This window comes from Vibrio methylphosphonaticus (assembly GCF_023634655.1).
GTDB classification, from domain to species: domain Bacteria; phylum Pseudomonadota; class Gammaproteobacteria; order Enterobacterales; family Vibrionaceae; genus Vibrio; species Vibrio methylphosphonaticus.
The window spans coordinates 125,725-144,912 of the sequence record NZ_JAMKMS010000014.1 but is presented as its reverse complement, the minus strand read 5'-3'; the positions used below and the strand labels follow the sequence as shown (position 1 = coordinate 144,912).

Genomic DNA, 19,188 nt, shown 5'->3' with positions numbered 1-19,188 from the left:
CTTATGTTTAACGAAACAGTGGAAGAAGTATAGATATGGGGTGGTGTACAGCATTACACTAACTTATGATTTAACATAATATACATAATGCGCATTGGAGAATCCAAATTTAACATTTAGGCACACACGTTCAAAACTGTCTCATTCATTACAGTAAGTTATTGATATTTAGACCTAACTCTCTACAAGCATTTCTTTTCTCAGCGTTAATCCCTCATAAAATCCGAATGGCTTGCTTCCACCACTGCTGCGCATTATGCAGCGTTCGGCAAATTACACCTCTAACAGCCGCAAATTGGGCGAAAAAAATAATTTCGTCTCCCTTCAAATTTGCGAGGCACTTCATGTTTTATGAGTCATTCAAAACGCTTTACTGGCGTGAGTTTTCATCCATTCATCAAGGCGTTGAGTTTTTTCACGTTAATGTCGCCACCGTTCGTCGCTGGCTTGATGGCACTGTTGCGATCAAGCCCATGGCTGAAAAGCTGCTTATCGTGAAATCGTTTGGCTACTTGCCCAATGACATGCGTTGGCGTGGTTTTCGGGTTGATGAATCTCGGGCTGTGTTGATTACGCCCACCGGACGCGAATTTAGTCCAAAGGAATTGGAGTCTTTTGGGCAGTATCAGCAATTGATTGAGCTGGTTATGGACCAATTGTTGACAATGGTTATGGCATCCGATATTTCATTCGCGAGGATTCAATTAGCTTTAATATGACAAGCCGCACAGCGATGAAAAGTAATTTGGAATCAATGAAATTCCATATAGAGCAATCACTTGTCGACATGGCAGAATTAATGAGCCACTAGTAGTATCGCTCAAGGCACAGTGTTTTATAAATCGAGCCTAATCCCTAACCGCGATTAGTAGTCACCCGGACAACAATAAAACAACGAACGTTAGCTCGATGTACTGTACGTTTTATTAATCAGATCACGCAAGGCGCCCACTAATGTGTTGATAGTGGGCGCCTTGCGTGATCTGACAAACCGAACGATTATGGTAACCGCCCCTCTTTTCCCAATGTTTTTGAACCATATAGAGCGGACAGCCGACATCGAGATTACGATGGAGACGCTCGATTCTTAAAGGCGTAGGTTACCGGAATGACATGGATGGTATTGCACGTTTATACCAACAACCCTACTGCCAGTGAAAACAGTATGCCAGTAGAACTCGTAGTGCTTTATTGAGCTCGAAATTACATTTACCCGAACAATATAATCCTGTTCCAAACCGCTAAAATAACGTGTCAATAATTACCAAAACTACGAGTTAATCGCCCTCACCTACGTCAAAGTACGTTCCATGAAGATTCAATCTTCATTATTAGAAGGACGCCAACTAAATCCTGCAGTTAAAGCGCCTATCGCCGCTACATCTTTGTCAAACTCAGGCAAATTGGATTGTAGTGTTATCGCCATGGCGCCATTTGTATTGATTGCAGCGATGGTTCTGGCGTTGTCTTTAATAATAAATCCAACTGGCTTTTCTGAGTCAATCATCGAACCATCAATCCGATTAACACTTTCAATGTTGAAACGTTTGTCATTAATACTTATGTAACCTGTGTCTTTCTCAACCATGCTAAAAGATACAAGCGAAGTGTTTTCTTGGGGGTTGAGACTAAATGTGCCAATTTGTTTGTTGCTTTGACTTATCACACAAGAATATGGCTTTCCCGATTCAAAGACCCCTAAAGTCAACGATGTGCTTCCTTTACATTCCAGTAACCAAGGTTCCGTCGCTCCTTTTTTATTAATAGTGAGCGTAAGCCCTCCTGTTTTGCTTTTATATGTGTCGTCAAATACACTTGTCCCCTCCGCACTTCTATGAAAGCTCCCTGTATACAGATCTGCGATGTTGAAGTTGCCTTTATAAAAACCCGAAGCTAAAACACCGCCTTCCGTGGTTACTGGGATTGAAGGCTGAGATGCCAAGTCCTGAGGCATTTCCATAGTTGAATTACAACCTGTCACAAAAGTAGCAACCAAACCCAAAAATATAATCTTATTCATAATGCTAATCCTTACCTATGAGAAAGTGTATTAATGGCAGAGGCTCTGAAAAAGACGCCATCACTTGGCCCATCCACTAGAGTAACTCTAAAGTAGTACTCGCAATCATAATACAGCATGCGGTCACAAAATAACCAACCGTTCGTTTTTCATTCAGAATAATTTAAATGTTTTAGTGCTCACCGATTTTTAAAAGGTGTTTAATTTAACTAACACGACTATTTTTCCCTTAATTATGAAAAAGGCACCGAACGGAATTTTGCTATTAAGGCTTTAGATAAATGTAATGTTTGCTTGTGATACTTTCATCGGACTTTTTAATTTCTATGTCATAGCTATCGGCGTTTTTCAAGTTAGGGAGCATAATGTTGAAATTCCAGAAAGCAGCAAAAATTGTTAACTAGGTATTTCGGACACTACTTATGGCTCTAAACAATTTAAGTAGCTTAGTTGTTGTTCTAATTTCAAGCTCCGAGCTTTATTTCAATAAGCGCGATACCAGTTAAGATTTGTTGTGCACTTACCATCTGTCCCGTTGGTAAGTGCAACTTTTCCCCGACCATTTCAAAACCTTCCCACGAGTCACCTATTCCAAATTCTCGATGCGCATACATCCTAATTAGCCGTCTGCATTCAGCGGGTTTCGGTTCTCCTTTGTCCCATTCTCTTACATCCCTTAAGGTTTTAAAGCATAGCTTCGCAGTCATTTCAGGAGAGATTCCGCATTTTATTTGTCTAAAAATGTAGGTGTCTGTAACGCTTAAGTATTTCATCTTTATACCTTTCTTGATTGAAAAGTACATTCATACGCGACACTGTCACTTTAGATACCTGTCAGTTTATGCAACGATCAATATTAGCAATTAGCAATGATAGCTGCACTCACCACCCACTATTTCGATTATGTCTTTAAGGTATAGAACGCAGTTCGTTCAACTTCCTCGCAATCCTCCCTATCTTGCTGTTAACTTGAACATCAGGATGTGCGCCTAACTCCAGCAACGCCATAGCCAATATGATTTGCTGAGGTTGCACTAATTGGCCTGTAGGCAAGCAAAGACGGTCACCTACCATGTAGAAGCCATCCCACTTTGCTTCATCTGAAAGTTCTCTCTTGGCGCTCAAGATACTACTCATAGCTTTTTGCTTAAGACCCATTAAACAGCTTATCGTTAACTAGAATGTACTTTTAGTAGGTTTTTATTTCCGCCTGCGGCTAAGTCAAAGATCACTGGATATGATTCACCTACTCAAGTGTCGTCTATCGCGCGATAAAGTCACCCTGTAACATCAGATAAGTTGTTCATACTATCGTCCTAATTGAAGTTCTATTCCTATACGAACTAAAATCAACGCTGTGTTACCGTGTCACGCTAACCGAATTTTACCTACCACTATTCGTAAATATCATCAGGAATACGATGCTCAATATAACACTAGGTTTATATGGATTATTACCCACCACCATGCACTGTATATTTAAATAGTACTCAGCGGTGAGTGTCACTACTTTTTAAAGCGACTGTATATGTCATCAATCGAGCCAGTTACATCAAGTGGATTTGCTATCCCTTGCACTAACATCATTGCCGAGCTAATTTCGGCTAACGTACTGTTTCTCGAACTGGCAACTCGCTCTGGAGTCGACATATAAGTATGTGGCCAACCAGCATAGCCCCCTTCTCGCCAGTTATCATTCGCTCCTCCTTCACTATCACTTGGTAGCCGAAACTCATCTTCTTCGGCGTTATCGATGACTACCATAACTAAGTCCTGATCTCGTGGGTAGTAACCTGGGTTCATACCCAAAATGCGCTCTATTTTTAGGTGTGTCAGACTTTTTCCAAAACTATCGAATGTACTACGGTCTGTAACCCAGAAAACACCGTCTTTGCTACCGAGTGTCTTGTTGGATTTCACGTGCTCTTCAAAGATAGCCCTTGGAAATACACAGACTGGAATATCAAGTTTATAGTTCGTCACCGGTACGATAGCCGTAGAGGTTTTGTCGATAACGGCCAAAGCAGAACACAGTTGAGTTGGTGTGACTAGGTTTTTAGACTGCTGCAATAACTGTCGAGCTAATAAGGACGGTAATGGAAACTTAATAGGACCTCTGTAAATGCCTAGTAGTAAAAACGACAACTCGTACTTCGATAGCGTGCCCTGATATTAGTATGGCACAACGCTCATATAGCGTTACGTCTGTTTGAAATACCACCGATATCTATTAGTTATAGTGCGCTAATGTTCGTATCCCGATCTTGTTTAGAGTAAACACTTACTGTTGTTATATTACCCAACCACCAGGGCAGCATAATACACTACTCTCATTTTAACTGGCTGCGCAACCTGTAATTAAATTACAAAACCGCAATTCTCAACAACTTCCTTCAGCATATTACTCTGCAGTAAGCTGTTGTTCTTTATCTTTATTTGAATCAGTTCTATGTAATACAAACGCGGAGTTGTATGTATAGAGGCAAAAAAAAGGCCCCCTATTGGGAGCCTTTAATGTAATTCTGTTTGATGTTGACTATTTTGGTAACTCTGCTTTTTCTTTTCGTATCTGTTCAGCGACCATCTTTATCGCTTGAGCTGTACTAACGCCTTGCTGCATGAGTTCTTGTATTTTCTCGACGGCAGCTTGCTGCTCTTGATGAGATAAGGTGGGTAAATCGTCAAACATAAAGTCCTCCTGACGAAGTGGGTCTTAAAGGAGGACTATAAACGATAATCTCATTCAGGCAAGCGTTAATAAGTTGTCATGAAGTTTATTGTTGCACCCATTGCTTGTGGGGATGTATAACTGGCTGCGATATCGATCTCAAAGATGTTCAAAGGACTCAATCCAATACCCGCGGTGATGGTCCCTTCTGAATCTCGAGCCAAGTTTTTCATGTACCCTCCCCTTAGTTGAATTTGTCGAACTAAATCAACTTCAATACCCGCACGTAACATTTTCACATTGTCGTCGAATTGAGTGAATTTCTTTTCTTCATTTAAGTCGTAGTCAACAGATAACTGAAAGTAGTCAGCGACGAACCCGGCACCAACAGTATAAAGCGGCGTTAATTGGTATTCGTATCCATAACTAACATTTCGTCCACCAATATCAACCACTCCTGATTCTGTTTTAATATTTCTCGACAACATGTTTTTTGCAGAGAAACCCGCTCGAAAAGGACCATGAAACCACAACGCGCCAGCATCTAAGTTTAATGCCGTTTCACCTTGTGAGTTTTCACGAATGTTGTTGAGATTAAAATCCTTTAGGGAGCTCACTGACGTGTAGGTATAAATGCGCTGTAATTTTGGCGTCACGCCAAAAGAGAAGTGCTCTCCAAATAGAGTCTGATACTTAGCTAACGAGATACCCACTTCGGTGACCGCAACAGAAGCAGTTTTAACTGCAGATTTGTTTGCGTTATCTATATCAGATCCGCCTGTCGCAATATCGGGAGTAGCAACATTTTCGACATACGCTTTACCAAATATATTTGCAGCTAGATAACGGTTTGGAATACCGAACGCAACGGCCGCACCAAAATCAACTTTTGCCTGGGTGCCATGTAACGCATTTAGGGTTTCTGCTGAAGGCGAGTTTATCGCACTATCGACCTTATCTAACATTTGATCTTGATCGTTGTAACTCACGCCTAAACTTGGAACTAGCATACCGGCGTCATCGTTACGTCGATAAATGGCAACTAACGCTGGATTGTAGAATGGTGCGGTAAGATAAGAAGCTGAAACAACACCGACTCCTCCCATTGCGTCGCCTCTAGCGTCAATCGATAATGTTGAAGCATGAGTTGTGGCCATCGGCAGCATTGAAGCAGTCGAGACAATTGAAACCACGGTAAGCGTTTTTATTCTAGTGTTCATTACGAAAAATGCCGTTAATCCTCTATCTAGGTATTAACGGCATCAATTGAATTTACTTTAGTGATTAAAACGTTGTTTTTCTGATGTTAATCATCAACTGAGACATCAAACGTCTTACTTATAATCTGAGAACGCTCGAATAGGATTGGACCTTGCCATCTTGTTTGCTTCATTGAAACAGCTAACACATACCTGTCTGGTGGAATATTCTTTGCTTCCAATTCTGACGGGTAGTCAGACTCATATTCCTGTCCCCATATTTGGGTATATTTTCCGTCAACATAATCATAAAGCCCAACCTCGAGTTTAGGTAAAGGACAGTATGGATTGAGCAATGCGTTTTTCTCTATTTGCCATTTGTCTTTCGCGGACCATCGGACAGTCTGTTTTAAAGCTTGATCCGTGAAAATAAGCCATTGGCTCCATACCTCACCGTCAATTCTCTTAACCTCTAGCCTATATAGCCCCACATCAATTGGTGAGGTTAAATTATAACGAATTCCATAAAGCGTTGATTTGGTGACAGTGTCACTAGTGGCGTTGGAAAAAAATTCGCGATCATTTGAAATCTTCCGATCTACCCACTTCTTTAACGTTATTGAAGATATCGCGATCTCTGACTCGAGTTCAATTGCTGCCTGGAACGTATCTCGGCCTGGGCTTTGAATCGACTGTTGTTTGACATACACCGAACTAAGCCAATTCGGTAGTGGTTGTGAGGAGTACCCTTTACCACAATCGGCTTCGAGTGACTGAAGAAATAAACGATTGACGTGAGTTTTTATCGTTTTCGACGGTTGTTGTTGCCAAATTTCCACTAAAGACTGAAACATCGACTCTTGATCTTTAGTCAATAGATGTCGATGTGCTTGCGAAATTGAAGTATTGTTCTCAAACCACTCGGCACCAACCTGAGTTGATGCCATGAGTAGTGAACAAACCAAAAGCAATGAGTTTTTTGACATTAGCCTTTCATTTTGTAGCCAACACCACGTAGAGTTTCAATTTCTAACCCTGGTAGTTTTTGGCGTAATTGTAATACGTGAGTATCCACCGTACGTGTCGTCGGAAAGTGGTTGTAACCCCATACATGATCAAGCAATTCATCACGAGTAAATACGCGACCAAGATTGCTGGCTAAGAATAGAAGCAAATCAAATTCTGTTCGAGTCAGTGTAATCATCTCGCCCTTGTAATCAACTTCACGTGTAGATTTATCGATTACTAAACTGTCAGTGACCACTTTATTTGTTTCTTCGATATCTGACTCTGGAGCGCGAAGCTGCGCACGCACACGAGCAAATAATTCAGCTTCAGCAAATGGTTTTGTTAAATAGTCATTAGCACCAGCGTCTAAGCCAGTTACCTTATCTTTGACCGTGACCAGTGCAGTCAGAAGGATAACGGGCACATCTTTAATTTGTTTCCAGCCAGGTAAATGTTGTACTGAATCACCATCGGGTAACTGACGGTCTAGGATAACTAGATCAGCTTCTTCCCAATATTGTTCAACTTGAGAGATAAGTTCTGCATGTAGGCAGTTATACCCGGCTAACTCTAAGCTTACTAAAAGGCCGTCAGCTAGATTCTTGTCATCTTCAACAAGTAGCAGTGTCTGTTTCACAGGGTATCTCCAAAATAAATGTTGTAGGCGGTCCGGCAAGTGACATTTTGCCACCCATTCGACCCACCATAGATTCTACAATCGTAAGGCCCAACCCAAGGCCAGCCTTACTTACAAATGGTTTTCTCAGTTCGCGCCAATCGCTTGCTGACAATGGACCATTATCAATGACTTCAATTCTAAGCGAATTAGAAGAAGTAATGACATTCAACGTAACCGGACCAACACCGTACTTTATCGCATTGCGTAACAGGTTATCGATACATGTACCTAGCCAATATATATTGATTTTAGCTGCGATGTCCTGATTAATAGTCAGTTTCACGTCAACTTCAAACTCCTCCTCCGCTTTGAAGCTTAACCAATCTTGAACCGATGGAAGCCATTCTGTCGCAAGTGGTTTGTTATCGGACTGCAAATAATCTTTACTCGCCTCCGCTAATTGCCGTAATCGCCGTGTATCTTCACACAGTCTTCTGAATTCATCATAAACAGATTCAGGTAGTCTCTCAAACTCACGACGAAACCCTTCAACTGTCAAAGACAAACTTGCAATCGGGGTTCTTAGTTCATGAGTTAGGATCTGTAATACAAGCATACGACTTCTTAATTCTTCGCGCTTGCTATTCCAGCGGTAAATCGCCCACCCGATAACCAATAGTATGTTTGCGATGATCAACACAATCATGCTTATTCGAAGAACATCGGAATGATCTTCCACTTCCCAACACAAGTTACCACGTTGTACAAAACACGTTGTTGTTTGTGAGGCTAATTTGTAGTTGAGACCTGCTTCTTTAATATTTTTTTTCCAAACATTCGGCTCAAAAAGATAGTACATATCTCCTCGCCTCAACCACAACTCTTCATTTTCTACAAACATCGACGAGCCACGGATTAGTGAGATAACGGTTTGCTCATCCATTACCTGTAGTCTTCCAAGTAAAGATTCGGGAGGTGAAAGTTCTCGCTCATTAATATGCATGAACTTTTTTAGCTCTTCCGCTTTCTCAGGGTACTCGGCAATATACCTCGCTGCGTAGGTTCCCCCACCAGGGTGAATCAATCCGCTTCGAGCAAACCATTTCGTTGATATTTTTCTTCCACTACACATCGCCCGAGTAAAAACCAGCGGTTCTGTAATCAATGGGCTTAACGGCAATTTACCACTACACTGTTCTGCCAAGCGGTACAGCTGTTGGATTGACTTCAATGGGTACTTTGTTGTTTGTGGCAACATAGACACTGGCGTCAACAACTGTGTTGGAAAGTCCGCTTGGATAACGCGAATGTCATATGACGCTTTTGCATGCTCATAATCAAAAAAGCTGACAAAATTATCAATGCGTTCCGGCAAAGACTCAGCGCTCGCAGTACTAGCAAGCGGTAAAATGATCGCAAGCAACAATGTTTGAGTTAATTTCTTCAAAGGGCTGATCTTGTCTCTACATGGTGAGATTGCAACAGAGTTTTACATATTATCGGCAAGATTCACGCCAAGTGCACGCAAATATTCTGTTAATAATGTGTTTATCGTGTAAATAGGCGAAAAAAAAGCCAGCTTTCGCTGGCTTTCTCGATAATCACTCTTTATCAAAGTGCTTTTGAAATCGCGTCAACACTTTCTTTAGCATCACCAAATAGCATTGATGTGTTTTCTTTAAAGAAAAGTGGGTTTTGAACACCAGCATAACCAGTATTCATTGAGCGTTTGAACACAATTACGTTCTTCGCATTCCAAACTTCAAGTACTGGCATTCCAGCAATTGGGCTATTTGGATCTTCTAGCGCCGCAGGGTTTACCGTGTCATTCGCTCCAATAACCAATACCGTGTCAGTTTCAGGGAAGTCGTCGTTTAGCTCGTCCATTTCGAGAACAATATCGTACGGAACTTTCGCTTCAGCAAGTAGAACATTCATGTGTCCAGGAAGACGGCCCGCTACAGGGTGAATGCCAAAACGCACATCGATCCCTTGAGCACGAAGCTTCTCAGTAATTTCATGAACAGGATACTGAGCTTGAGCCACTGCCATACCATACCCTGGAGTGATGATGACTGATTTGCTGTCTTTAAGCATTTCAGCAACGTCTTCTGCCGTTGTTTCGCGGTGTTCACCTTGCTCTTGATCATCAGAAATAACCACCGTTTGACCAAAGCCACCGGCAATAACACTAATAAACGAACGGTTCATCGCTTTACACATAATGTAAGACAGAATCGCACCAGAAGAACCCACTAAGGCACCAGTAACAATCAGTAGATCATTAGCAAGCATGAAACCTGCCGCTGCTGCTGCCCAACCAGAATATGAATTCAGCATTGAAACGACTACGGGCATATCGGCACCACCGATGGAAGCCACTAGGTGATAACCAAATGCAAACGCTATCAACGTCATAACAAGAAGTGCAAACATACTGCCGTCTGCTTTTACGAAATAGACCAAAAGCAGCGTTGAGACGACAATCGCTGCCAAGTTCCATTTATGCTTGTGAGGAATATTTAGCGGGGACGAAGAAATCACTCCACGTAACTTACAAAAAGCAACAATAGAGCCGGTAAACGTTACGGCACCAATAAACACGCCTAAGAAGACTTCAACTAAGTGAATCACATGTTCAGCGTGCATTTCAGCCAAATCGGTTGAAATCGCTACCGGGGGCTCTAAATAGCTGTTGTAGCCAACTAAAACCGCCGCAAGGCCAACAAAGCTATGAAGAATCGCCACCAATTCTGGCATTTCCGTCATTTCTACTTTCTTAGCGTAGAAAATACCAATTGCGCCACCAATTGCCATTGCGATGATCACCCAAGCAAACCCTTGAGCGTCAGGGCTAAAGATCGTCGCAATCAGTGCGATAGTCATCCCCGTTATGCCGTAGTAGTTACCTGAGCGAGCAGATTCTTGCTTCGAAAGACCGGCTAAACTCATGATAAAAAATAATGCCGCGACAATATAAGCGGCCTGTACTAATCCTGCAGACATGTCGCCTCCTATTTGTCTTTACGGAACATTTCAAGCATACGTTTGGTAACAGTGAAGCCACCAAATATGTTAATGCTTGCAATGAGAACAGCGATAAACGCGAGCACAGTTACGGCTCCATTACCTTGTCCAATCTGTAACAATGCACCCACTACAATGATGCCGGAAATAGCATTGGTTACAGACATTAACGGTGTATGTAATGCATGTGAAACGTTCCAAACCACGTAATACCCAACGACACACGCGAGAATAAATACCGTAAAGTGAGACAAAAACGCAGCGGGAGCAACCGATGCAACCCAAGCAAACGCGCCAAGGCCAACCGCTAGACCGGCGAACTTTTTAACTGGGGACGTCGGTTCTTCGACTTTTTCTGCTGGTTTAACTGGCGCCGCTTTAGGTGCTGCTGGCTGAGCAGAAACCTGGATTGGTGGCGCAGGCCAAGTGACTTCGCCCTCTTTAACAACTGTTACACCACGCAACACAACATCGTCAAAATCAATATCGATGTTGCCATCTTTTTCCTTGCTCAGCAATTTGGTTAGGTTGACTATGTTTGTCGCATAAAGTTGAGAAGACTGTGTAGGTAGACGGCCAACCATGTCAGTATAACCAATGACTTTCACGCCATTTGGTGTTGTCACCACTTGATCTGCGACACTGTATTCACAGTTACCGCCATTAGCCGCAGCTAGATCAACAATGACACTTCCTGCTTTCATTGAATCAACCATTTCTTTAGTTATCAATGTTGGCGCAGGACGGCCGGGAATGAGGGCGGTAGTAATGATAATGTCAACATCTTTAGCTTGCTCAGCATAAAGCTCAGCCGCTTTCTTGTTGAACTCATCCGACATTTCTTTGGCATAGCCGTCACCAGAACCAGAGTTTTCTTTGAAATCGACTTCAAGAAACTCAGCACCCATCGATTCAACTTGCTCTTTTACTTCAGGTCGAACATCGAAAGATCGAACAATGGCGCCCAAGCTACCAGCAGCACCGATCGCAGCAAGTCCGGCAACACCAGCACCAGCAACAAGTACTTTTGCCGGTGGAACTTTACCTGCAGCAGTGATTTGGCCCGTAAAGAATCGACCAAATTCATGAGCAGCTTCAACAACAGCACGATAACCAGCAATATTTGCCATTGAGCTTAATGCATCAAGTGCTTGTGCGCGGGAAATTCGAGGAACCGCGTCCATAGCCATAACATTGATGTTCTTACTCGATAGTTTTTCCATCAACTCAGGGTTTTGTGCAGGCCACACAAAACTGATTAGACTTGCCCCATCGTTGAGTAATGCAATTTCTTCATCTGTTGGCGCATTAACTTTAAAGATAAGCTCTGAGTTCCAAACCTCTTCGGTTGTGACTATATTTGCGCCTGCGGCGACATAAGCGGTATCGTCAAAGCTCGCGAGCGAACCTGCTTGTGATTCTATTGAGACGTCAAATCCCAACTTTAAAAGCTGCTCGACCGATTTAGGTGTTGCAGCAACTCGCGTTTCACCTGCGAGGGTTTCTTTTGGCACACCAATTTGCATAGCTGTTCCTTAACTATTGGCACAATGATTATTCTTTTTTAACCAACCAACTGCATAACATCAAGTGTTTTGTAAGAAAAAGACTATATTTCATTACATATAACTGAAAGTAAGGAAAATTAAACAATCTTTTTCAGTAAAAAAACTACATTTGTTATGAGCTTTAGAGGTCATACCTGTTTGATTTTAAGCTTTTACAGGAAAAGATCAGGTAGATAGGTCATGTTATGACAATTTTACCTGTAAGCAGATGACCAACATCAATTAATTAAAGAAACTCAAACTGGTCTTTCCAGAAGAACAAATGACAACCATTGCATGTTAAAAGATGTTGTCACCCATTTGGTCAATGAACATTTGTGCTTTTTTTAGCATCAATTCATTAGCATCCCCTTCGTTACCTAATACGTCAGAACGGATGAATCGGTGGGTCTTTTCTTCATCGCCGAATTGCTTGGTTATTCTACCCGCAACTCGATATTGCCCACCCTCTGCGAGCGCTTCTTGGTAAACCAAAAAACCCTTGTACTCAACCGGCTCAACGGTTTTAACTTCGTCTTGGCTTTTGCCACCAAATAGCTTTGAAAAAAATCCCATTTTATTCCCTTCTTCTTTGTCCAAACTACGTTCAGTTCGAATACAAAACTGACGCTGCGTTGGAACTATGTAAACAAAACCTAATAAAGTAGTATTAATGATACTGAAACCCGATGCCTTAACCTAGTCACAGTCTCAAAAGTCTCGCGACGTTAGCCTAATGGTGTCTAGTATTAATGGGTTGGTCAACCACGTTACTGTTATAAGATGCGATTACTCGTCATATTAATGCCAGCTAGCTAAGTAATATGCATGTGTTATCATCAATCCACGTTAAACGCCATACTTTCGGAACTATCATTAACAAAACGCTTGGCAAAACATCAAATTACCGTATGCTACTTATCATAACTATATTTATTAATAAGTCTTTGAGCCGTACCGTTAATGTCGACATCCTTTGCTAGTTCAAACTTGTTCAGACTGTTTATTCCTGTCGTATTGATTATCGGCGTACTGTTTGGAATGAACCACATAATTGAAGCTACGCAAGCTAACTCTGGGTTCACGATCAATCTTCCATATATTCTTTTTGGTACAGCCCTCGCTTTAAGCCACAGCTTCAAACAATCTCGCATTGCTATGGTTTCAATCGCCATGCTTATTGCGTACTTAGTCATTCAACACCGTTTACAAACTTCAATTTCTAGTGGCACCACCTTACTCGAGCTATCGCTTCTGGCGCTGCTGCTACCCGTATCATGTTGCCTTGCGTTTCTTTTCCCTGATACCGGCGTTTTTAACCGTGGAATGTATATTTTCACTGGCATAATGGTCAGCTTCTTAGGTTGGACGTACCTTATTTTGGCTCACTTTTACACAGGTGGGTTTAGTGGCTTCGAAGAGGACCTTCTTTTTTCGGTACCCTCTATATCGCGACTGCCCATTCTCTTAATTCTGTATTGCATCGCAATGACAGGCGCGACAGGCATTTTTGTTCTTAACTATAATCGCCCCGTTGACGCTGTTGTTTATACCTGCATTTTACTTAGCAGTACTACATTCATTTTTTTCCATCTGCCTTACGTCTCAAGTACCTTATTTTCACTTGCAGGTATTTTGGTCATCATCTACGTAATTTCAGCAAGCCACCAAATGGCATTTAACGATAGATTAACCAATATTCCAGGTCGTCGAGCGCTCGAAATGGATATGAAGCACTTAGGGCGAAAATTCACTATTGCGATGCTTGATGTCGATCATTTTAAAAAGTTCAACGACACTTATGGACATGAAACTGGCGATGACGTCCTTAAGCTGGTCGCCTCAAGAATGGCGAATACTGGCGGAAACGCCAAAGTCTACCGCTACGGTGGAGAAGAGTTCACGATTCTTTTCAAAGGAAAGACCGCCAAAGAAAGTAAGTCTTTCTTAGAAGAGCTTAGAAACGAAATTGAGCACTATAAAATGGTTATTCGAGACAATGATCAGCGTCCAAAAAACAATAAAGCGGGGGCTCAGCGTCGCAGTAAAGAAAATGACAGTTCAACGGTAAGCATTACCGTTAGTATTGGTGTTTCAGATAGCAAAAACACCAATAAACCGGAGCAAGTGCTTAAAACAGCAGACAAAGCTTTGTACAAAGCAAAAGAGCTTGGAAGAAACCGCGTTCATACCATGATATAGCCATACCAAAACATTTTTACAACCAACCCCATGAGAACAACTGAGAGAAAGTGATTGAGTATGAACGGTCAACCACGCTCACAAGCTAATCTCTCATTCCTGGGGTCACTGGGATCTACCATCAAGAATCAAGTTAGTCTTGATTAAAGAACAACACCAAACTTCCACCTTTTAGCGCACTACCATAATTGATACTCAACCCTATTCCGATGTTATCGACGAATTGAATATCAAAAGGCGGCGTCATTAGCCATCCAACCGTACCTTCATAATAATACTGTGCACCTATTGGACCCACGGTATCACCACCTACATCAACACGTCTAACGCTTGAATAGAGGGTTTGAACAGAACGCCCCCAATCGGTTACGTCATAGAAAAACTTCGCTTCATTAGACCAATACCAACCTTCTGGAGTACCAACATCTCCGTTATTTGCATTTCCCCAACCTACGCCAGAAAAATAGTTAAAGGTCGAGTTATACTTAACGTGCCCCCAAGTTCTTGGCGCTGAATACACAAACCCAACTTTAGGTTGTATTGTAGCCGCCCAAGCGTCGGTATTAACTAATTGTCCATCGATGAGTGGCTGAAGGTTTTCTTGAGACACGCTAGAGTTAAAATCGTAATCACTAACGTAATATTGCAAATGCATGCCTATCCCGGTTTCAAAACTCCAATGTTTCGCAAAGTGGATATTTTGTTCGTAGCCAGTAAACACCCCATATATTGTTTCTTTATGCAGATCAGTCGGTTGGTTTGGGATATCAACAACATCCCCTTCCGCACGAAGGGCTGAAAACCTTAGGACTGCTCGCTGCTTCATTATATCGTTACCTTCGAGTTCGAAGGTAAACGGCAATGCGGAGACACCAATATTCTTTCTTAGATCAAGGGCATCCTGAGAACCAATATTGTCGTTATTGATATTAAGCCAGTCATTGGGGTCAAAAGCTTTAACACCGAGCGTTAACGCATCACTATCTGTAAGAATAATCGCTCCCGCAAAGCTGTCTTCAAATATGCTCGCATAACGTGGGTCGGCGTGAGTCTGAGTGCAGGCAAAACATAAGGCTAACCATGGTAAAAATGAAGGGAAATTGCGCACTCAAACCTCTTAGAGTGTAAATAAGTTGCTGACTATCGAAGTCAGCGATAACGTATGGTCAGATAATTAAATCTGTACTCAATTCAATATTATAACCATCACAAGCTGAACTATTACAACAATCAAAACCTTAAACAGTGAGATATTGCGGTAAAAAACGCACGCGATGGCGCTCCTTATTCTGGAGCAAAGATTTTAAGTGATAGAAGGCGTTAAGTCTCGCTCGATAGGCAAAGCATACCTATTCCTACCACTACGTTTCGCTTCATACAAGAGCTTGTCAGCGCTTTCATACAAGTAAGTTATTGATTCGGTACCTTGAGGAACCAAGCTAATGACACCAAGTGACAATGTCACATGTTCAGCGGTAGAAGAATAAGCATGACGAATATTCAAAGCACTAACGCCCTCTTTTACTCTCAACGCATGCGCTTCTGCTTCCAAAAGATCACAGTTACTCATGAAGATGACAAACTCTTCTCCACCGTAGCGTCCAACGTATTCACCACTTCGAATAAACATAACATCGAGAAATTGAGCGAGGTCAATTAGGCACTGATCACCTTGTGTATGACCATAATTGTCGTTGTACGCTTTAAAGTGATCGACATCCATCAAAATAACAGATAACGGCACCTGGTGGCGCCCATGCCACTGTACCAAATCAAGTAGCTTTTGGTCCATGTACCGACGGTTAAAGAGCTTCGTCAAACCATCTTCGTTTGCTTGATGTTGGAGTGCCTTGTTGGCTTCCTCAAGCTGAGCACTTGCCTGTTTAAGCTCGCGACGCATATGGGCAATTCTTTGCATCGCAATCAGCTTAGATTGCAACACGATTTTGTCTACAGGTTTGACGAGGTAGTCATCACCACCCGCCTGAATCGCTTTTGCAATCATCTCAGGCTCATCGTGACTACTTAAGAAAATGATAGGAATCCAGTCTTCTAGGTAACTTTCCCGTATCTTGGCTGCAACTTCAAACCCATCCATTTCTGGCATGGAGATATCCAACAGCACAAGTTCAGGGTCAAAATTGGGATATAACGCGAGTGCTTCTTTGCCACTTGCTGCTGTTTCGACTTCATGCCCTAACTGTTTTAACCTAATCTGCAGCTGCATACGCTCCAATTGCGCATCGTCAACCAAGAGAATTCTCATTGAAGAGTCTATCGAGATCATAGTTATCCCTGTAAAAAACTAAACTTTCTAACTATACATAAGATATAACACATAATAGAACAATATTCATTTAAGCCCATACTTTCCATATGATTTAGCTGGCGAGTTTGGAAATTCGCATTAAAACGAGGATTTTTTTTGCGACACAGTTTATTATTGACTTTTATCCTGCCTTTTTTAGGATAGGCGAACATTTTTCAGAAGAGATAGCCGTATGTCTGATACTCAAAACACCGAAACAACAACCGTAGATCTAACCACCATCTCACCTGAATTGCGCAAAGTCATCGAGTTTGATGAAGTACCAGAAGCGCTGCACAACATGATTGTATCAATCCATGAAGTGACAGAAGAAGCGGTTCGTGAGGCATGGGACTCGCTACCAGGAAGTGCTCAGAACATTCTTGATAACTTCGAACAGTTCCATGGTCTAATCTCTGTGAGCCAAGGGTTTGCAGGTGTAAACACTATGGAAGAGTTCGCATCAATGGATCTTCCAAAGGACATGAGCGACGAAGAAAAAGAAGACTACCGTGCTAACCTAATTGATAAAGTTCTGCATAACTGTATCAAAGATATGGTTAAACAAATCAAAAAAGCACGTCGTGACCCTATTTTGAAGCGTGAATTCAAAGAAGTCTTCGAAAAATAAGTGTTACTTGAAGAAAGAGTATTGAACTCTTAGTCAACGAACAACAACGTGATCAGGCACTAGCAATTAGTGCCTTTTTTATCCCTAATTTAAATTAAAGATGTGGGTCTAGTGCCACGTCACGCTGAGCGACACTCACTCCCTTTATTTGAGCGTATACGCGCTGTCCAACCATTAACTCTAACTCTTCAGCCGCCCAGTGAGTCACTACAGCTACAAGTTCGGAATCCTCTCCTAAGCCCAATACAACTTCAACACTTTGTGTCGAACTGCCATGCGCCCCCATACTAATAGATTTAATATCACAGGCGAGGATATTACGTATCGATGTCTTGGTAGGCCGCTCAAGTGCAATGGATACATCACTGGCTCTCACGCGTAGCCGAACCAACTCACCTATTTCACCATCAGTATGTTGCACCCACAAATAGCTGTGTGAATTAAGCGCTATCTTAGTCAACGCATAACATTGGCTTTGTTCAATAATCTTGCCTTTAAATAAAGCACTTTTATCAGAAAAAGATTGCCATGCCTGCATTGACGGTGAACGCCATACTTTTTCAATTGACCCAGACTCAACAATTTCGCCTTGCTCAATCACGATGAGATGCTGAGCCAGTCGAAGTATTTCATTCAAACTATGGGTAACATAAATGATCGGAATATCAATGCTGTTCGATAGCCGTTCAAGATAAGGCATCACTTCGCGCTTGCGTGGTAAATCCAATGACGCTAAGGGTTCATCCATCAACAATAAGTCCGGTTTACTCAATAAAGCCCTACCAATAGCCACACGTTGCTTTTCCCCTCCAGATAATTCTGATGGATACCGCTCTAGCAATTCACCGATAGATAACAGCGAGAGCACCTCATCAAAATGTGCTTGCTCAAAGTTAGTGACACCGTAACATAAGTTGCGTCTTACTTTCATATGAGGAAAGAGGCGAGCATCTTGAAATACGTAACCGATCTTTCGTTTTTCAATTGGAATATCCACCTGTTGTTTAGAACAAAATAGGACCGTGTTCTGAACGGTGATATTGCCGCTGTCAGGGGGAGTTAATCCGCAAAGCAGATTAATAAACGTGGTCTTCCCCGCTCCAGATCGCCCAAAAACAGCGGAAATACCTTTTGCAGGAAGCTCAGTTTGGAAATGAAACTGATGTGCTGAAAGTTGCTTGCGAACATCAATCTGAATTGTCTTCAACGCTCTACCCCTAGTCGTCTTTGAGTCCAACGGTTAAGCCCTTCAGCAAACCATAATGATGCAAGAGAAATTACAATAGAAATAACGCATAACCTCATTGCCGCAGATTCCGCGCCGGGGGTTTCCAAGAAATTATACATAGCTAAAGGGATGGTTTGTGTTTCGCCAGGGATGTTCGACACAAAACTGATCGTCGCTCCAAACTCACCTAAACTGCGGGCAAAAGCGAGCATAGTGCCACTGATGACTCCTGGAATAATCAGAGGCAAAGTGATGGTATAAAACACTCGAAATGGCGATGCCCCCAGAGTACGAGCGGCCTGTTCTAACTTATGATCAATACTATCCATAGATAACCGAATCGAACGCACCATTAATGGCAACGCCACAACTATGCAGGCTAATACTGCGCCCTTCCAGCTAAAGCTAAAGCTAATACCAAACCATTGGAATAAAAGCTGCCCCAAAAATCCTTGGCGTCCCATGGAGATAAGCAATAAATATCCTACGACAACGGGAGGTAACACAAGTGGCAGGTGAATTAAACTATCAAGCAAGCTTTTGCCAACAAACGTTTTTTTACTCAATATCCAAGCCAAAAAGATACCAATAGGAATTAACCATATGATGGCAACACTCGCGACTTTCAGACTCAACCAAAGCGCTTGAAGTTCATATTCACTTAACATCGTTTATTCACTATTACCATCTACGAGCTTACCCATATCAATCGTCCTATTTGTTCGCAATAT

Annotated in this window: 20 protein-coding genes; 4 read left to right on the top strand and 16 right to left on the bottom strand. The window is 42.1% G+C overall.

Annotated features, from left to right (window positions below; translation table 11 throughout):
- Positions 1 to 344: 344 nt before the first annotated feature.
- Positions 345 to 719 (top strand): DUF3653 domain-containing protein, encoded by a 375-nt coding sequence (locus M9196_RS16600; RefSeq protein WP_250618631.1) that lies wholly within the window; start codon positions 345 to 347, stop codon positions 717 to 719.
- Positions 656 to 811 (top strand): choline/carnitine O-acyltransferase, encoded by a 156-nt coding sequence (locus M9196_RS16595; RefSeq protein WP_319946361.1) that lies wholly within the window; start codon positions 656 to 658, stop codon positions 809 to 811. Before M9196_RS16600 ends, M9196_RS16595 begins: the two co-directional genes overlap by 64 nt.
- 507 nt (positions 812 to 1,318) lie before the next feature.
- Here the strand turns inward: M9196_RS16595 and M9196_RS16590 are convergent.
- The 12 genes from M9196_RS16590 to M9196_RS16535 form a co-directional block, all read right to left on the bottom strand.
- Positions 1,319 to 2,020, bottom strand: a complete 702-nt coding sequence (locus M9196_RS16590; RefSeq protein ID WP_250618630.1) for a VV20781 family protein — start codon at positions 2,018 to 2,020, stop codon at positions 1,319 to 1,321.
- A gap of 464 nt (positions 2,021 to 2,484) precedes the next feature.
- A complete protein-coding gene (locus M9196_RS16585) occupies positions 2,485 to 2,793 on the bottom strand; it encodes a regulator (RefSeq protein ID WP_319946358.1) in 309 nt (102 codons plus the stop codon).
- A 136-nt stretch (positions 2,794 to 2,929) separates the two neighbouring features.
- Positions 2,930 to 3,157 carry a regulator gene (locus M9196_RS16580; RefSeq protein ID WP_250618629.1) on the bottom strand — a complete coding sequence of 76 codons (228 nt, stop codon included), beginning with the start codon at positions 3,155 to 3,157 and terminating at the stop codon, positions 2,930 to 2,932.
- A 369-nt stretch (positions 3,158 to 3,526) separates the two neighbouring features.
- Positions 3,527 to 4,090 (bottom strand): hypothetical protein, encoded by a 564-nt coding sequence (locus tag M9196_RS16575; RefSeq protein ID WP_250618628.1) that lies wholly within the window; start codon positions 4,088 to 4,090, stop codon positions 3,527 to 3,529.
- Between the two features lie 466 nt (positions 4,091 to 4,556).
- Positions 4,557 to 4,709: a YoaH family protein gene (locus M9196_RS16570; protein ID WP_250618627.1), complete on the bottom strand. Its 153-nt coding sequence runs from the start codon at positions 4,707 to 4,709 to the stop codon at positions 4,557 to 4,559.
- Between the two features lie 65 nt (positions 4,710 to 4,774).
- Positions 4,775 to 5,908 (bottom strand): conjugal transfer protein TraF, encoded by a 1,134-nt coding sequence (locus tag M9196_RS16565; protein ID WP_250618626.1) that lies wholly within the window; start codon positions 5,906 to 5,908, stop codon positions 4,775 to 4,777.
- 86 nt (positions 5,909 to 5,994) lie between these two features.
- Positions 5,995 to 6,873: a DUF2861 family protein gene (locus M9196_RS16560; RefSeq protein ID WP_250618625.1), complete on the bottom strand. Its 879-nt coding sequence runs from the start codon at positions 6,871 to 6,873 to the stop codon at positions 5,995 to 5,997.
- Positions 6,873 to 7,532, bottom strand: coding sequence for a response regulator transcription factor VxrB (gene vxrB / locus M9196_RS16555; protein ID WP_250618624.1), 660 nt, complete (start codon positions 7,530 to 7,532; stop codon positions 6,873 to 6,875). The genes M9196_RS16560 and vxrB overlap by 1 nt, the downstream gene beginning before the upstream one ends.
- Positions 7,507 to 8,961 (bottom strand): sensor histidine kinase VxrA, encoded by a 1,455-nt coding sequence (gene vxrA, locus M9196_RS16550; RefSeq protein WP_406707694.1) that lies wholly within the window; start codon positions 8,959 to 8,961, stop codon positions 7,507 to 7,509. Before vxrA ends, vxrB begins: the two co-directional genes overlap by 26 nt.
- 164 nt (positions 8,962 to 9,125) lie before the next feature.
- A complete protein-coding gene (gene pntB, locus M9196_RS16545) occupies positions 9,126 to 10,520 on the bottom strand; it encodes a Re/Si-specific NAD(P)(+) transhydrogenase subunit beta (protein ID WP_250618623.1) in 1,395 nt (464 codons plus the stop codon).
- Between the two features lie 8 nt (positions 10,521 to 10,528).
- Positions 10,529 to 12,067, bottom strand: a complete 1,539-nt coding sequence (pntA, locus tag M9196_RS16540) for a Re/Si-specific NAD(P)(+) transhydrogenase subunit alpha (protein WP_250618622.1) — start codon at positions 12,065 to 12,067, stop codon at positions 10,529 to 10,531.
- Between the two features lie 321 nt (positions 12,068 to 12,388).
- Positions 12,389 to 12,664 (bottom strand): HlyU family transcriptional regulator, encoded by a 276-nt coding sequence (locus tag M9196_RS16535; RefSeq protein ID WP_250618621.1) that lies wholly within the window; start codon positions 12,662 to 12,664, stop codon positions 12,389 to 12,391.
- A gap of 387 nt (positions 12,665 to 13,051) precedes the next feature.
- Here M9196_RS16535 and M9196_RS16530 point away from each other — a divergent pair, with 387 nt between their 5' ends.
- On the top strand, positions 13,052 to 14,290 hold the full coding sequence (locus M9196_RS16530; RefSeq protein ID WP_250618620.1) for a GGDEF domain-containing protein: 1,239 nt from the start codon (positions 13,052 to 13,054) through the stop codon (positions 14,288 to 14,290).
- A 133-nt stretch (positions 14,291 to 14,423) separates the two neighbouring features.
- On the opposite strand, the gene M9196_RS16525 is transcribed toward M9196_RS16530, so the two are convergent.
- Positions 14,424 to 15,398: a Solitary outer membrane autotransporter beta-barrel domain gene (locus M9196_RS16525; protein ID WP_250618619.1), complete on the bottom strand. Its 975-nt coding sequence runs from the start codon at positions 15,396 to 15,398 to the stop codon at positions 14,424 to 14,426.
- A gap of 195 nt (positions 15,399 to 15,593) precedes the next feature.
- Positions 15,594 to 16,577, bottom strand: a complete 984-nt coding sequence (locus M9196_RS16520) for a GGDEF domain-containing response regulator (protein WP_250618618.1) — start codon at positions 16,575 to 16,577, stop codon at positions 15,594 to 15,596.
- Positions 16,578 to 16,791: 214 nt separating this feature from the next.
- Between M9196_RS16520 and M9196_RS16515 the strand changes: the two genes are divergently transcribed.
- The gene (locus M9196_RS16515; RefSeq protein ID WP_250618617.1) at positions 16,792 to 17,229 is read left to right on the top strand and encodes a DUF3069 domain-containing protein; all 438 of its coding nucleotides are present in this window, start codon (positions 16,792 to 16,794) and stop codon (positions 17,227 to 17,229) included.
- A 94-nt stretch (positions 17,230 to 17,323) separates the two neighbouring features.
- On the opposite strand, the gene modC is transcribed toward M9196_RS16515, so the two are convergent.
- Positions 17,324 to 18,436 (bottom strand): molybdenum ABC transporter ATP-binding protein ModC, encoded by a 1,113-nt coding sequence (gene modC / locus M9196_RS16510; protein ID WP_284677202.1) that lies wholly within the window; start codon positions 18,434 to 18,436, stop codon positions 17,324 to 17,326.
- Entirely contained in the window at positions 18,433 to 19,125 is a 693-nt protein-coding gene (gene modB, locus M9196_RS16505) for a molybdate ABC transporter permease subunit (RefSeq protein ID WP_250618616.1), read from the bottom strand. Before modB ends, modC begins: the two co-directional genes overlap by 4 nt.
- Between the last annotated feature and the right edge of the window lie 63 nt (positions 19,126 to 19,188).